Origin of the sequence: Bradyrhizobium sp. C9, assembly GCF_002532045.1 — a bacterium.
In the GTDB taxonomy this organism is placed as follows: Bacteria; Pseudomonadota; Alphaproteobacteria; order Rhizobiales; family Xanthobacteraceae; genus Bradyrhizobium.
Genome location: NZ_NWTG01000001.1, coordinates 981,557 through 996,251, shown reverse-complemented (window position 1 = coordinate 996,251; position 14,695 = coordinate 981,557). Strand labels below are relative to the sequence as shown.

Below are 14,695 nucleotides of genomic sequence, written 5' to 3'. Positions count from 1 at the left end.
GCCACATCTACAGGCTGCCAGGGCTGAAATGCGGTGACTACACGGGAATACGCGGCGAAGGAATTCGCTGTAGGACAGTTCGGTGGCGCGCAGGCCGCCCGTCTCGATGCGAAGTCGCGCGCGAGATATTTTCGTACCCTTGCCACGGTCTCGCCGCTTGCGCTGATTCTCGGCACGACCGGCCTGACGTTGCCGGCTCACGCCCAGGCGGCCTGCACGGCTGACACCACGGCGTGCAGCGCTGCCGGTGGTCCCAACCCCGGTGGCGGGCTTGGGCGTGGCGGCAACGGCGGCAACGGCAATGGCGTCGGCGGCAACAGCACCATCCTGGTGGGCCCCGACACCGTGCAAGTGCCCGGCAGCCCCAGAAGCGGCGGCGCCGGAGGAATCGGCGGCGCGGGCGAGAACGCTGGAGGAAACGGCGGCGCGCCGGGCTCCGCACCATCCGGAACGGCTGTCGTGACAACACCAACCACCGGCGTGACCGGCGACACCGGACCGGACGGATTTCATTTTGGGTCCGGCGGCGGTGGTGGCGGCACCGGGGTGTATTTTTCGGGCACATCACTGACCGTCAATAGTGGAGTGACAGTCAACGCCGGTAACGGCGGTGCTGGCGGAAGTTCTAGCGGCGCCGGCGGCGGTGGCGGTGGCGGCGGCGGTGGCGCGGGCGTGATCTCCACCGCAGCTGGTGCCTTCATTTCGAATGCGGGGACGACTGCGGGAGGACAAGGCGGCGCCGGCGGCGGCGGCAACGGATTGGGCGGCGGCGGCGGTGGTGGCGGCGACGGTTTGCTGGTGCTCGGCGATGGAACGTCGATCAGCAACGCAGGCAGCATTACTGGAGGCGCCGGCGGCAGCGGCGGGATCGGCTCCCTTGGCGGAGCAGCCGGCGCCGGCGGCAGCGGCGCCGGCGTCAATCTGGTCAGCAGCAACAATACGCTGGGCAACACCGGCACCATCACGGGCGGTGCCGCGACCGGCACAGGTGCCGCCGGCGTCGGCATCATGACCAATGGAAATAGCACCATCAACAATACCGGCACGATCAGCGGCGGCCTCAACAGTGATGGCGTGACTCACACGGCCGCGATCCGCTTCGGTGGAATCGGCAACAGCCTGAACCTGTTCGGGGGCTCGACGATCGTTGGCGACATCCAGTTGATCGGCGGTGCCGGAGCAACGATTGCCGCACAAGACAACGGCCTGTCGCTCGGCAACAACGTTGCGCTCGGCTCCACCTCCAGTGTCACGTTCAATTCGGCCGCATCAGGTCTCTCCGTCACCGGCGTGGTATCCGGCGCGGGCAGCGTGGCGATCACGGGTACAGGCACAATCGTCCTCTCCGGCGCCAACACCTACACCGGCGGCACGATGCTCGCAGCCGGCACGCTGTCGGTGTCAGCCGAGACCAATCTCGGCGCCACCTCCGGCGCGCTCACCTTCAACGGCGGCACCCTGCAGGTGACCGGCACGAGTTTCACCGGAACGTCGCGGACCATCAACTGGAACGGCGGCGGCTTCGACATTGCTGCTGCAGGCAACAATTTCGTCGTCGGCAACGGATTTATGGGCAACGGTGCACTGACCAAGTCCGGCGCCGGCACCCTGACCTTTGCGGGCACCAACAGCTACACCGGCGGCACCACCATCGCCGCCGGCACGCTGCAGCTCGGTAACGGCGGCACCACCGGCTCCATCACCGGCGACGTGACCAACAACGGCATCCTCGCGGTGAACCGCGCCGGCAGCTATACGCTCAGCGGCAACATCTCGGGCAGCGGTGCGTTCGTTCAGCGCGGCCCCGGCGCGACGATCCTGACCGGCACCAACACCTACACCGGCGGCACCACGATCACCCAGGGGTTGCTGCAGCTCGGTGACGGCGGCACCACCGGTGCGATCACCGGCGACGTCGTCAACAATGGCACGCTCGCCTTCAATCGCGCGGACGCTGTCGGTTTCACCGGTGCGATCAGCGGTACGGGCACTGTCGTCAAGCTCGGCCTCGGCACGCTGACGCTGAACGGCCAGTCGACTTATACGGGCGCGACCAGCGTCGATGCCGGCAAGCTCGTGGTCGGCGATGACAGCCACGCCGGCGCGAGCCTCGCCAGCGCCGTGACCGTCTACAATGGCGGCACGCTCGGCGGCATCGGCACTGTTGGCGGTATCACGGCCTATACCGGCGGCATCGTCGCGCCGGGCAATTCGATCGGCACGCTGAATGTCGCCGGCAACGTTTCCTTCGCAACCGGCTCGATCTACCAGGTCGAAGCCAATGCGGCCGGCCAATCCGACAAGATCGCGGCCACCGGCACCGCGACGCTTGCCGGCGGCAATGTGCTGGCGCTGGCGCAGACCGGCACCTATGCGCCGCAGACCGTCTACACCATCCTCACCGCGAATGGCGGCGTGAACGGCACGTTCAGCGACGTCACGAGCAGCCTGATTTTCCTCACCCCGACGCTGAGCTATGACGCCAACGACGTTTTCCTGACGCTCGCCCGCAACACCACGTCGCTGACGAGCGTCGCGAACACGCCGAACCAGATCGCTGTCGCCGGCGCACTCGACGCGAGCGGACAGCAGCGCGATCCGCTGATGATCGCCGTGCTGAACCAGGGCGCCGCCGGTGCGCGGCAGGCGTTCGATGCGCTCTCCGGCGAAGTCCACGCCAGCGCGCAGACCGCGATGCTGGATGACTCGCGCTACCTGCGCGACGCTGTGCTCGGCCGGCTGCGGCAATCCTCGTTCGCCGACAGTGCGGGGCCGATGGCCGCGCTCGGCACCGGTGGTCCGCAACTCGCTGCGATGGACTCGATGGCGGCCTCCTCCGCGCTCGCCTATGCCAGCACCAGCCGTCCTGGCTTTCCGATCAAGGCGCCGCCGCTCGCCCGTCCTGCGCCGCTACCGGACACGACATTCTGGGCGCAGGGCGTAGGCGCCTGGGGCCGGCTGAACGGCGACGGCAATGCGGCGGGCATGACGCGCGACCTCGCCGGCTTCTTCAGCGGCGTCGATCGGCGCTTCGCGCCGAACTGGATCGCCGGCATCGCCGGCGGCTACACCAGCTCGTCCCTGCGCATCGGTGACCGCTCGAGTTCGGCCGATATCGAAACCGCGCACCTCGCCGGCTATGTCGGCGCGAGCTACGGTGCGCTCAATCTGCGCGGCGGTGCCGGCGCAAGCTTCAGCACGCTCGACACCAGCCGCTCGATCATCTTCCCGGGCTTCTTCGACGCGGCGCGTGCGCGCTACAACGCGACCACCGCACAGGCGTTCGGCGAGATCGGCTACGGCTTCAACCTCGGCAAGGTCGCGGTCGAGCCGTTCGCGGGCCTCGCCTGGGCTCATCTCGACACCGATGGTTTTGCCGAGACCGGCGGCAGCGGCGCTGCTGCGCTGCGCGGGGCCGGCAGCAACCAGGATGTCGGTTATTCCTCGCTCGGCGCCCGCATCGCCACGAGCTTCGCCCTGACGGGCGGCATGCAGCTGACGCCGCGGGCCTCGGTGGCCTGGCAATACGCCTTCGGTGACGTGACGCCGACCGCGGCGCTTGCGTTCCAGAATCTCGGAACCAGTTCCACGGTGGCCGGCGTGCCGCTGGCGCGCAACGCGGCGCTGGTCGAGGGCGGGCTCGACCTGCGGGTCACGCCCCAGGCCAGCGTCGGCATCGCCTATGTCGGCCAGCTCGCCGACCGGGTGCAGGATCACTCGGTAAAGGCCAGTTTTAGCTGGAAATTCTGACCCACAGGCCCTGTCGGTTCCGCCTGCCTCTTTGCACCGGTCTGGGATGCCAACCGGCCCATCTTGCTGCATTGCACCATCGTCCATGCTGCTATGCAAACAAACTCGTTGTCTCTGGCATCTGGTATACATAATTTGACTGCAGATGATGAGCCGGCCCGTTGCTGGCCCTGCAGCCAAAGGGGACACCAATGTCCAAGACCACCGCACTCACGCTCGCGCCCTCCTCCACCCTGTTCGGCCGCCTGATGGCCACGATCGACCGCCTGCTGATGAAGAGCGCGGAGATCTCCAACCGCAATGGCGACCTGCCGCGCTTCGGCCTCTGAGGCCTGCGATTCCTCGCGCGCTGCACCGAGACGTTCGGCGCCAGATGCGACCTGACATTGAACCTTCAACCAATGGCCCCGATTTTCGGGGCCATTTTTTTGCGCGCTGAATTACTCTCGCTGCGGTGACCGCCTTCAGTGCTCTGCGGCATATGCGCACGCGACCTCTGCGACAGCTTGAACCTTGGCATATCAAATACCAAGATGACTGAGCCGCGCCACAAGCAGAATGACAAAGCGCGCACTGGGAGGATCAATGTCGGACATGGTTCAGGCAACAGCGGCCCCCGCGGCCGCGCGTGTCAGCGATACCTATCGCTGGACGCAACTTGCGATCGGCGTCGCCGCGATGGTGATGATCGCAAACTATCAATACGGGTGGACGTTCTTCGTCCCCGACATCCAGAAGAAGTTTGGATGGGATCGCGCATCGATCCAGTGGGCCTTCACGCTGTTTGTGCTGTTCGAGACCTGGCTGGTGCCGGTCGAAGGCTGGTTCGTCGATAAATACGGTCCGCGCCTCGTCGTGCTGATCGGCGGCATCCTCTGCGCGATCGGGTGGGCGATCAACGCGCAGGCGACCTCGCTGAACGGCTACTATCTCGGCATGATCATCGCCGGCATCGGCGCCGGCGGCGTCTATGGCACCTGCGTCGGCAACGCGCTGAAATGGTTTCCCGACAAGCGCGGGCTTGCGGCGGGCATCACCGCAGCCGGCTTCGGCGCAGGCTCCGCACTCACGGTCGCGCCGATCCAGGCGATGATCAAGGACTCCGGCTTCCAGACCACCTTCCTGTATTTCGGTCTCGGCCAGGGCATCATCATCGTGCTGCTCGCCTTCTTCCTGCTCGCGCCGAAGGCTGGACAGGTGCCGGCCGTCGTGGCGAATGCCAACATCATCCAGACCCGGCGTAATTATCAGCCGACCGAAGTGCTGCGGCAGCCGATCTTCTGGCTGATGTACTTCATGTTCGTGATCGTCGGTGCCGGCGGCCTGATGGTGACGGCGAACCTGAAGCCGATCGCGGTCGACTGGAAGGTCGACAGCGTGCCGGTCACGCTGATGGCGGTGACGATGACGGCGGTGACCTTCGCGGCGACCATCGACCGCGTCCTCAACGGTCTGACGCGTCCGTTCTTCGGCTGGATCTCCGACATGATCGGCCGCGAGAACACGATGTTCATCGCCTTTGGCATGGAAGGCTTCGGCATCTGGATGCTCTACCTCTGGGGCCACGACCCGGTGTGGTTCGTGCTGCTCTCGGGCTTCGTGTTCTTTGCCTGGGGCGAGATCTATTCGCTGTTCCCCTCGACCTGCACCGACACCTTCGGCGCCAAATTCGCGACCACGAATGCCGGCCTGCTCTACACCGCGAAAGGCACCGCAGCGCTGCTGGTGCCGATCGCCAACTACATGCAGCAGTCGTCGGGCCATTGGGACAACGTGTTCATCATCGCAGCCGGCGCCAACATCCTTGCCTCGCTGCTCGCGATCGCCGTGCTGAAACCGTGGCGGAAAATCGTGGTCGAGAAATCGGCGGCGATGGCTTAAGCAACGCGCGGCTCATCTGCTGACGAACGCCCGGCCAACGCCGGGCGTTTTCATTTTCCGGCATCCCGTCGTGAGCCCCGATCAGCCCAAAGTATGCCAGTTTTGCTGCGTCGCAGCAGAAAGATAGGCTTGCTTTCTGGAATATAGTATACCAACCTCCGACCAAGCGCTTGCGACGATACGCCACAAGAATTGCGACACTGGGTCACAACAAAGACCAGGCGCGCTCGGGAGGATTTGATGGTTTCCAGCAATGCTGCCGTAACACAAGCACAACCTTCGTCCAGTGGCTTTCGCTGGCTTCAGCTCGTGATGGGCATCGTCTGCATGGCGATGATCGCGAACCTGCAATACGGCTGGACGCTGTTCGTCGATCCGATCGACGGCGCGCATCACTGGGGCCGCGCGGCGATCCAGTTCGCTTTCACGATCTTCGTGGTGACGGAGACCTGGCTGGTGCCGGTCGAAGCGTGGTTCGTCGACAAATACGGCCCGCGGATCGTCATCATGTTCGGCGGCGTCATGATCACGCTATCCTGGGTGCTGAACTCCTACGCTGATTCACTCACTTTGCTCTACGCCGCGGCTGTGATCGGCGGCATCGGCGCCGGCTCGGTGTACGGCACCTGCGTCGGCAATGCGCTGAAATGGTTTCCCGATCGCCGTGGCCTCGCCGCCGGCGCAACCGCCGCGGGCTTCGGCGCCGGCGCGGCGCTGACCGTGGTGCCGATCGCCAACATGATCGCCTCGAGCGGCTATCAGACTGCGTTCTTCGATTTCGGCATCGGACAAGGCCTGATCGTGTTCCTGCTCGCCTTCTTCATCCAGAAGCCCGCGGTGACGATCCCGCCGAAGAAGAAGCAGCTCAACCTGCCGCAGACCAAGATCGACTTCACGCCGCCGCAGGTGCTGCGCAGCCCGATCTTCTGGGTGATGTATCTGGTGTTCGTGATGGTCGCCTCCGGCGGCCTGATGGCGGCGGCGCAGATCGCGCCGATCGCGCACGACTACAAGATCGCCACCACGCCGGTCTCGCTCGCCGGCTTCCAGATGGCGGCGCTGACCTTTGCGATCTCGCTCGACCGCATCTTCGACGGCTTCGGTCGGCCGTTCTTCGGCTGGGTCTCCGACAATATCGGCCGCGAGCACACCATGTTCATCGCGTTCGGCACCGGCGCGCTGATGCTGCTGACGCTGTCGACCTGGGGCCACAACCCGCTGGTGTTCGTGCTGGCAACCGCGGTCTATTTCGGCGTGTTCGGCGAGATCTACTCGTTGTTCCCGGCGACCTCCGGCGACACGTTCGGCTCGAAGTTCGCGACCACCAACAACGGCATGCTCTACACCGCGAAGGGCACCGCTGCGCTGTTGGTGCCGGCCGCCAGCATCGTTGCCGCCAGCTACGGCTGGCAGGCGGTGTTCGTGATCGCGGTCGCGCTCAATGCCACCGCGGCGCTGATGGCGCTGTTCGTGATCAAGCCGATGCGCCGTGCCTTCATCAACGGCAACGAGGCTGCAGCCGCCGCAGCCGAGACCGCAACGAATGCCAAGACGGCTTGATATGTCGGCTTGATATGTCGGCTTGATATGTCGGCCTGAAATGACGGCCTGATTTCGGGACTTCCTGCCGAGCTGATGGAGGCGCACTTCGGTGCGCCTCTTTCGTTTGGCCCAACAGGGATGCCAGATGCCAGAGGCGCGCGGAGGGTGTGGTGGCCTACCCGCTCACACCAGGTCACAATCGTCTGAAACGTCAGCGACTCTGCCTATTTCGGCAGTTTCAGGGTGGTAGATTTCTCCAACGGCCACGTTGACAATTGGCATTTTGTATACCAGAATCCTGCCAACGATAACCAAGGAGGTTGCCATGCAAGTCGGAGATATCCTGCGCAAGAAGACCCCTCGCGTTGCCACGGTTCGCATGAACGAGACGGTGGCGATCGCCGCGCAATTGATGCGCGCCAGCAATATCAGCGCGCTGGTGGTCAAGGATGTCGTTCGCACCGAGGGCAACACCGCCGTCGGCATGTTCACCGAGCGCGACGTGGTGCGCGCGATTGCCGAGCACGGCGCGGCCGGCGCCAGCATGAAGGTGTCGCAGCTGGTCTCGGTGCAGCAGTTGGTGTCGTGCACCTCGAGCGACACGCTCGAGCACATCCGTCATCTCATGACCAAGCACCACATTCGCCACGTGCCCGTGATCGACAATTACAGCTTGATCGGCGTCGTCAGCATGCGCGACATCGCGGCCGCGTTCGACGAGGAAACCTCCGCGTTGAACAAGCAGGCCGTGCCGGCGTAACAAGTATCTCGATTGCCCTAGCTCTCCGCCAGGCGCCGTGTGTTTGGTTCAACGGCGCCTGAGCAATTGACGGAAGCTTTCGGCCCCACCCTCGCCTGACCTGCGCGCCCCGTCATTTCCGCATGGGCACGCCGCAGGTCGCCGGTAGACATTTGCCGGACAGGACTGCATCCTTCCCTCGACATCCAAAAACAACACCGTGCGCGGCCGTCCGCGTCGCGGAAAATTCTGACGGAAACGAGGGCAGAATGATCAAGACACGCTTCACCGAGATGTTCGGCGTCGACCACCCGATCGTGCAGGGCGGCATGCAATGGGTCGGGCGCGCCGAGCTGGTCGCCGCCGTCGCCAATGCCGGCGCGCTCGGCATGATCACCGCGCTGACGCAGCCGACGCCGGACGATCTGCGCAAGGAAATCGCGCGCTGCCGCGAGCTGACCGACAAGCCGTTCGGCGTCAACCTGACCATCCTGCCCGCGATCAAGCCGCCGCCTTACGCCGAGTATCGCCAGGCCATCATCGAGAGCGGCATCAAGATCGTCGAGACCGCCGGCAACAAGCCGCAGGAACATGTCGACGAGTTCAAGAAGCACGGCGTCAAGGTGCTGCACAAATGCACCAGCGTGCGCCACGCGCTGTCCGCCGAGCGGATGGGCGCCGACGCAATCTCGATCGACGGCTTTGAATGCGCCGGACACCCCGGCGAGGACGACACCCCCGGTCTGATCCTGATTCCGGCCGCCGCAGACAAGGTGAAGATCCCGATGATCGCCTCGGGCGGCTTCGGCGATGCCCGCGGCCTCGTCGCAGCACTGGCGCTCGGCGCCGAAGGCATCAACATGGGCACGCGCTTCATGTGCACCAAGGAGAGCCCGATCCATCAGCTGGTCAAGGAACGCATCGTCGCCAATGACGAGCGCGAGACCGAGCTGATCTTCCGCACCATGCGCAACACCTCGCGCGTCGCCAGGAATGCGATCTCGACCAAGGTCGTGCAGATGGAGAAGGAAGGTGCCAAGTTCGAGGACGTCCGCGAGCTCGTCGCCGGCGCCCGCGGCAAGATGGTCTACGCGACCGGCGATGCCGACGAAGGAATCTGGTCGGCCGGCCAGGTGCAGGGACTGATCCACGACATTCCGTCCTGCGCCGAACTGGTGTCGCGCATCGTCCACGAGGCGGAAGCGATCATCCGCGAGCGGCTGGACCGCATGACATCGGTGGGCAAGCGCCAGGCCGCGGAGTAAGGCCTGGGGCGGTGTGATCCGTCACCCTGAGGTGGCCGCTCCTTCAGCGGCCCTCGAAGGGTCGACGGCCACCGGCCGGGCCGCGCATCTTCGAGGCTCGCAAGAGCTCGCACCTCAGGATGATGGAAGATCTATTCGAGTTCATCTCGCATCAAAAAACACAAACGAGAAGAAGCCCATGAAAGCCTATGTCTACGGCGCCAATGGCCCTGAGATCACCGACGTCGCCAAGCCCGTGCCGAAGGGCACCCAGGTGCTGGTCAAGGTTCATGCCTGCGGGCTGAACCGCGCCGATCTCGGCATGACCAAGGGCCACGCCCACGGTGCCGCCGGCGGCGTCGGCACCGTGCTCGGCATGGAATGGGCCGGCGAGGTCGCCGAGCTCGGCCCCGACGCCAGGGGCGTCAAGGTCGGCGACAAGATCATGGGCTCCGGCGGCGCGGCGTTCGCCGAATACACGCTAGCCGATCACGGCAGGCTGTTCCGCAGCCCCTCGAACATGAACTTCGACGAGGCCGCCACCCTGCCCGTCGCGCTCGCCACCATGCACAATGCGGTCGTCACCAATGGCGCGCTGCGGGCGGGCCAAACCGTGCTGATCCAGGGCGCGAGCTCCGGTGTCGGGCTGATGGCGATGCAGATCGCGAAGCTCAAGGGCGCCAAGCTCGTGGCGGGATCCTCGACCGATGCGATGCGCCGCGGGCGCCTAAAGGAATTCGGCGCCGATCTCGCGGTGGATTCCAAGGATCCCGGCTGGGTCGATCAGGTGTTGCAGGCAACGGGTGGCGAAGGCGTCGATCTGATCGTCGATCAGGTCTCGGGACCGGTCGCGAACCAGAACCTCAAGGCGACCAAGGTCAAGGGCCGTATCGTCAATGTCGGCCGACTCGGCGGCACCCATGGCGACTTCAATTTCGACCTGCATGCGGCGCGCCGCATCCAGTATATCGGCGTCACCTTCCGCACCCGCTCGATCGAGGAGGTCAGAGAAATCTTCGACGAGGTACGCAAGGATATCTGGCCCGCGGTCGAGGCGCGCAAGCTGCAGCTGCCGATCGACCAGGTCTACAAATTCGCCGACATCGGCAAGGCGTTCGAACACATGGAAGCCAACAAGCACCTCGGCAAGATCGTGGTGACGCTGTAACTGTTGGGCACGAAACGTGGGGAGCGCGTAGGGCGAATGGCAGCTCACCTCTCCGTCGTCATTCCCGGCCTCGCGAAGCGAGCGCCCGGAATCCATTCGACCACTTGTACTGCAGCTCGATGGATTCCGGGCCCAGCCCTTCAGGCTGCCCTCAGGTGCGCAAGTGCGTGCGATATTCATCCGACCGGTCCTGGACTCCAATAATCCCCTGCAAGCGGGCTAACCTTTACATCGCGAATAACCCCGAGCTCCAGGCTTGGATCGAAATAGCGCATCGCCCGCTCGTTGAGGTCAATGATGCGGCCGGGCCGTAGTGGCCCCACGTCATTTATCTTGACGATGACCTTCTTGCCTACAGCCTCGACCAGGGCATATTTCGGCCTCGCGCCGAATTGGACCCCACCAAACTTCTGACGCAAGCTCGTTTTGATGGCGGCCGCCCAGGCCGAACGATCATAGCGCTCGCCGGAAGCTGTGCTCGGGCCGCCCTCCTCCCTACCGGGCTTGAACGGATCGTACATGGATGCAGCGCCCACGATCGCATCCTCACAAGCGGCATTGACGACGGCGCTTGAATGAACCGAATTGTTTTCACTTCGAGCAGCGGTGCCAGACATGGCGAGCGCAACCAGGGCGCCGCAAGTTGCGGCGCTCAAGCCGAACAGCATCATAACTCCTTGATTGAATTTTCTCGATTGTTCGGTTCCAGTTCCCGCAAGAGATGTCGAGCCAACGCGACGGCGTTCACTCGTGCCATTTCCCTGCGGATTCGCGCCAATTCCGGCGACGGAACCATTGTGGAAACTAGGCAGTCCCACACAGTGTTTTTAGTTCTCGCCGACTAAGACAGAGAATGCGTCAGCAGCATGACTGAATGGAACTTCTTCGACAGCGCGGGATGGCATCCTGGCGCTACTTGATGATGAGTTTCGCTGCGCTCTACCTATCCTACGCGCCCAACCGCCTTACGCGCTCGGTCTGACTTGCGTGATGGCAACGCCGGAGATTGCAAGCAATCCTCCGACAATCAGCTTCGGCGTCACGCTGTCGCCAAGGAACATCACGCTGAAGATCAAGGCGAACACCGGAAGCAGCAGCCCGAAGGGGGCAACACGCCCCATCGAGCAACGCGCGATCAGCCAGAACCAGAGGCCGAACCCGACAATGCCGCCGATAAAGACGGTGTAGGCCAGCGCCAGCCAGCCACGCTGATCCGCCGTGACAAGGCTCGCCGCTTGTCCATATTCCAGCAGCAGCGACATCAGCATCACCTGCGGCACCGTGAACAGCGACGACCACCCCATCAACATCAGGGGATCGAACGGGCCGTAGCGCTTGGTCAGGACGGTGGAGACCGCGAATGCGAACGCTGCCCCGACCACAAGCAGCAGCGGCAGCACATTTGCCGACAGTCCCGGCCCCGCCGCCAGCACGACCACGCCGACGAATGCCAGCACCACGCCGACGGATGTGACGAGGGACGGCCGCTCCGCGAGCAGCGGCCAGGCGAGCAGCACGGTGAAGGGCGGGGCGAGTTGATAGGCGACGGCCGACAGGCTTCCCGAGCCGAGCCCAAGGCCGACATAGAACAGCCCGAAGTTCAGTCCGCCGAGGAAAACCGAAATTGCCGCGACAGGGCCGAACTGTTGGCGCTTCGGCCTTCTGACGAACGGCACAAGCAGCAGCGCGATGGCCAGGAAGCGCAGTCCGAGGAAGAAGAGCGGCGGAAACTCGGTGACGCCGACCTTGATGACCACGAACTGATAACCCCAGAGCAAGGGAACGGCCACCGCGCAGACGATCTGGATGGCAGACATGGCATCTTCCTTTCAAGACCGATTGGTCCATATATCGGCACGCCAAGAGCGGAGGCGTGCACGGGTTCCTTACTTGAGGAAGCGATCGAGCAGCGCGTCAGCGGTGGCTTGCGACGTGGTGCGCGCCGGAGCCGTTTTGGCGACCACGCGCAGCCCCCACAGGAAACAGATCAGAATTCGGGCGGCACTCGAAGGCTCGACGCCGGCGGCCAGCTTGCCCGCGGTCTCCGCACGGGAAAATGCGTCCGCCACCCTGGCCTCCATGGTTCTGAAGAAGCTCGCGAAGCGACGGGCAACCTCGGGATCCTGGCCAGCCAGCTCCATCGCCGTCGCCACCAACAGGCAACCGCGCCGGCCATGGGCACCGCACGCGCGCTCGACGTACCCGGCAAGGTAGGCCCGCAGGCCATCGACCGGATCTCTGCGCGGATCGAGTTCGTCATCCATCCGGGTCAGGGCGTCGGCAATGTAGCGATCGAGTGCGCGCAGGAACAGCGTGTGCTTGTCGCCGAAAGCGGCGTAAAGGCTGCCGCGCGAGAGTTTTGTCGCACGCAGCAGGTCCGGCAGTGCCGTGGCGTGATAGCCGCGCGACCAGAACACATTCATCGCGCGTTCGACGGCGGCGTCGATGTCGAAGCTTCGCGGGCGGCCACGGGGCGCCTGCATGGTGGTCTGGCGGCTCATGGTCGATATATAAACCGATCGGTCCATATATCGCAAGTGATCGTTTCAGGTGATTTTCGACTGCCGCTTAGGATGGGACGCGCAGAGTGCGGCGGACCAGTTTCCTTTCGTCATTCCGGGGCTCGCTAGGCGGAGAGCCCGGAATCCATTCCACCACTTCTGCAAAATTCGGAGGAAACGCGCCGCGAGAACGAGGATGTATGGCTGACACGTCGCATAACAATTGCGCGCGAGACAGGACTACCCCGAATGCGGGTCATGACGCGATGCAGTTGCGCCAACTCGCTTCAACAACGCAACCTGTGGTTATGGGTCCTGGCATCCGCCAGGACGCGGCGTGATGTTGGGGGCGCAAAGATGCAATTGCAAGTGAGTGGCGATTGCGCGTGACGACTGACACTTGATGTTCACGGTTGGCCTGCTACACCGCCGCCCATGAGCTCTTCCAGCACCAGCGCACCCAACACCAAGACAACCGTCGCCGCGATCTCGATTCTTGCCAGCGGCAGCATGGCCGCGGCGAAGTTCGTCGTCGGCATCGCCATCGGATCGCTGGCGCTGATCTCCGAGGCGCTGCACTCTTCGATCGACCTCGTCGCCACCATCATCACCTGGGCGGTGGTGCGGGTATCGGACCAGCCCGCCGACGCCGAGCATCATTACGGCCACGGCAAGTTCGAGAGCGTCTCGGCGCTCTTCGTCATCGCCCTGCTCTATGTGCTGGCCGGCGGCATCCTGGTGCAGGCCTACAGCCATCTGCGCGAGGGCGCGCCGCCGCCGTCGATCTCGGCCATTCCGTTCATCGTTCTCGTCATCGATATCGGCGTCAATCTATGGCGTGCCCGCGCGCTGCACCGCGCGGCGCGCGACACCAAGAGCCAGGCGCTCGCCGCCGACGCGCTGCATTTCGCCTCCGACGTGATGGGATCCGCGGCGGTCATCGTCGGCCTGGTGCTGGCAGGCTTCGGCTTCTGGTGGGGCGATGCCGCAGCCGCCATCGCGGTTGCCGTGATGATCGCCCTGCTCGGCCTGCGCATGGCGCGGGAGACGGTCGAGACCCTGCTCGACCGCGCGCCCGAAGGCGCGCTGGAAAAGGCCACCGCGGCCATCAAGGCCGTGCCCGGCGTCGTCGATGTCGAGCGGCTGCGAGTCCGCATGGTCGGCGCCACGCATTTTATCGACGCCATCGCCGCCGTGCCGCGCACCTACCCGATCGACCGCGTCGAGGACATCAAGCGGCGGGCGCAAGAGGCGATGACCAAGGCGTTCGGCGACGCAGATCTCACTTTCACCGCGGTGCCGGTGGCGCGCGACAATGAGAGCGTGCGCGAGCGCATCATGGTGATCGCGCGCAATTCCGGCCTCGCCATCCACCACGTCACCGTGCACGACATCGGCGGCAAGCTGATCGTCGGCATCGACCTCGAGGTCGACAGCGGCATGGCGCTGGACGCCGCTCACGACATCGCCCACGAGCTCGAGCGCGCGATCCGCGAGGACTTCGGCGAGGACGTCGAGGTCGACACCCATATCGAGCCGCTCGAGCCGGAACTGCCGTGGGGAACCGACGCCGCGCCCGACCGCGTCGAAGCCATCAAGACCGCACTGACCGGATTTGCCGATGGCGGCGCGATCCATGACATCCATAATGTGCGGGTCCGCAACACCGACGCCGGCGAGATCGTCAACTTCCATTGCCGCGCCGAGCCCTCGATGAGTGTGATCAAGGTGCACGAAAACGTCGACGAGATCGAACGCAAGCTGCGTCGCACGTTCCCCACCGTGAAGCGTGTAATCAGTCACGCAGAACCGACGCGCGCGTAATTCTACGGAGCCGTTCCTGTTTCGGACTCACTTTGCGCCCGATGAT

At 64.5% G+C, this 14,695-nt stretch carries 11 protein-coding genes; 8 read left to right on the top strand and 3 right to left on the bottom strand.

Annotation, left to right across the window (positions count from 1 at the left end):
- Window positions 1-33 precede the first annotated feature (33 nt).
- From CO675_RS04325 to CO675_RS04300, 7 genes are all read left to right on the top strand, one after another.
- A complete protein-coding gene (locus CO675_RS04325) occupies window positions 34-3,750 on the top strand; it encodes an autotransporter domain-containing protein (protein WP_097670727.1) in 3,717 nt (1,238 codons plus the stop codon).
- A gap of 191 nt (window positions 3,751-3,941) precedes the next feature.
- A complete protein-coding gene (locus tag CO675_RS40870) occupies window positions 3,942-4,079 on the top strand; it encodes a hypothetical protein (RefSeq protein ID WP_198964472.1) in 138 nt (45 codons plus the stop codon).
- 256 nt (window positions 4,080-4,335) lie between these two features.
- Entirely contained in the window at window positions 4,336-5,631 is a 1,296-nt protein-coding gene (gene oxlT / locus CO675_RS04320) for an oxalate/formate MFS antiporter (RefSeq protein ID WP_097670726.1), read from the top strand.
- A 240-nt stretch (window positions 5,632-5,871) separates the two neighbouring features.
- Entirely contained in the window at window positions 5,872-7,191 is a 1,320-nt protein-coding gene (oxlT, locus tag CO675_RS04315) for an oxalate/formate MFS antiporter (RefSeq protein ID WP_097670725.1), read from the top strand.
- Window positions 7,192-7,498: 307 nt separating this feature from the next.
- Window positions 7,499-7,933, top strand: coding sequence for a CBS domain-containing protein (locus CO675_RS04310; RefSeq protein ID WP_097670724.1), 435 nt, complete (start codon window positions 7,499-7,501; stop codon window positions 7,931-7,933).
- Window positions 7,934-8,181: 248 nt separating this feature from the next.
- Window positions 8,182-9,177, top strand: coding sequence for an NAD(P)H-dependent flavin oxidoreductase (locus tag CO675_RS04305; RefSeq protein WP_097670723.1), 996 nt, complete (start codon window positions 8,182-8,184; stop codon window positions 9,175-9,177).
- A 178-nt stretch (window positions 9,178-9,355) separates the two neighbouring features.
- Window positions 9,356-10,324, top strand: coding sequence for a zinc-binding dehydrogenase (locus CO675_RS04300; RefSeq protein WP_097670722.1), 969 nt, complete (start codon window positions 9,356-9,358; stop codon window positions 10,322-10,324).
- Window positions 10,325-10,500: 176 nt separating this feature from the next.
- Here the strand turns inward: CO675_RS04300 and CO675_RS04295 are convergent, their stop codons facing one another.
- From CO675_RS04295 to CO675_RS04285, 3 genes are all read right to left on the bottom strand, one after another.
- Entirely contained in the window at window positions 10,501-10,995 is a 495-nt protein-coding gene (locus CO675_RS04295; RefSeq protein ID WP_198964471.1) for a septal ring lytic transglycosylase RlpA family protein, read from the bottom strand.
- Window positions 10,996-11,289: 294 nt separating this feature from the next.
- Window positions 11,290-12,141 carry a DMT family transporter gene (locus CO675_RS04290; protein ID WP_097670721.1) on the bottom strand — a complete coding sequence of 284 codons (852 nt, stop codon included), beginning with the start codon at window positions 12,139-12,141 and terminating at the stop codon, window positions 11,290-11,292.
- Window positions 12,142-12,210: 69 nt separating this feature from the next.
- Entirely contained in the window at window positions 12,211-12,807 is a 597-nt protein-coding gene (locus tag CO675_RS04285) for a TetR/AcrR family transcriptional regulator (protein ID WP_097670922.1), read from the bottom strand.
- Window positions 12,808-13,260: 453 nt separating this feature from the next.
- Between CO675_RS04285 and CO675_RS04280 the strand changes: the two genes are divergently transcribed.
- Complete coding sequence (locus CO675_RS04280; protein ID WP_097670720.1) at window positions 13,261-14,649, top strand: cation-efflux pump; 1,389 nt, start codon at window positions 13,261-13,263, stop codon at window positions 14,647-14,649.
- Window positions 14,650-14,695 lie beyond the last annotated feature (46 nt).

Excerpts from the sequence above, each read along its gene's own strand:
- CO675_RS04280 (WP_097670720.1), top strand. The coding sequence starts at position 13,261 with ATGAGCTCTTCCAGCACCAGCGCACCCAACACCAAGACAACCGTCGCC.
- CO675_RS40870 (WP_198964472.1), top strand. The coding sequence starts at position 3,942 with ATGTCCAAGACCACCGCACTCACGCTCGCGCCCTCCTCCACCCTGTTC.
- CO675_RS04305 (WP_097670723.1), top strand. The coding sequence starts at position 8,182 with ATGATCAAGACACGCTTCACCGAGATGTTCGGCGTCGACCACCCGATC.
- oxlT (WP_097670725.1), top strand. The coding sequence starts at position 5,872 with ATGGTTTCCAGCAATGCTGCCGTAACACAAGCACAACCTTCGTCCAGT.
- CO675_RS04310 (WP_097670724.1), top strand. The coding sequence starts at position 7,499 with ATGCAAGTCGGAGATATCCTGCGCAAGAAGACCCCTCGCGTTGCCACG.
- CO675_RS04285 (WP_097670922.1), bottom strand. The coding sequence starts at position 12,807 with ATGCAGGCGCCCCGTGGCCGCCCGCGAAGCTTCGACATCGACGCCGCC.
- oxlT (WP_097670726.1), top strand. The coding sequence starts at position 4,336 with ATGTCGGACATGGTTCAGGCAACAGCGGCCCCCGCGGCCGCGCGTGTC.
- CO675_RS04300 (WP_097670722.1), top strand. The coding sequence starts at position 9,356 with ATGAAAGCCTATGTCTACGGCGCCAATGGCCCTGAGATCACCGACGTC.
- CO675_RS04295 (WP_198964471.1), bottom strand. The coding sequence starts at position 10,995 with ATGATGCTGTTCGGCTTGAGCGCCGCAACTTGCGGCGCCCTGGTTGCG.
- CO675_RS04290 (WP_097670721.1), bottom strand. The coding sequence starts at position 12,141 with ATGTCTGCCATCCAGATCGTCTGCGCGGTGGCCGTTCCCTTGCTCTGG.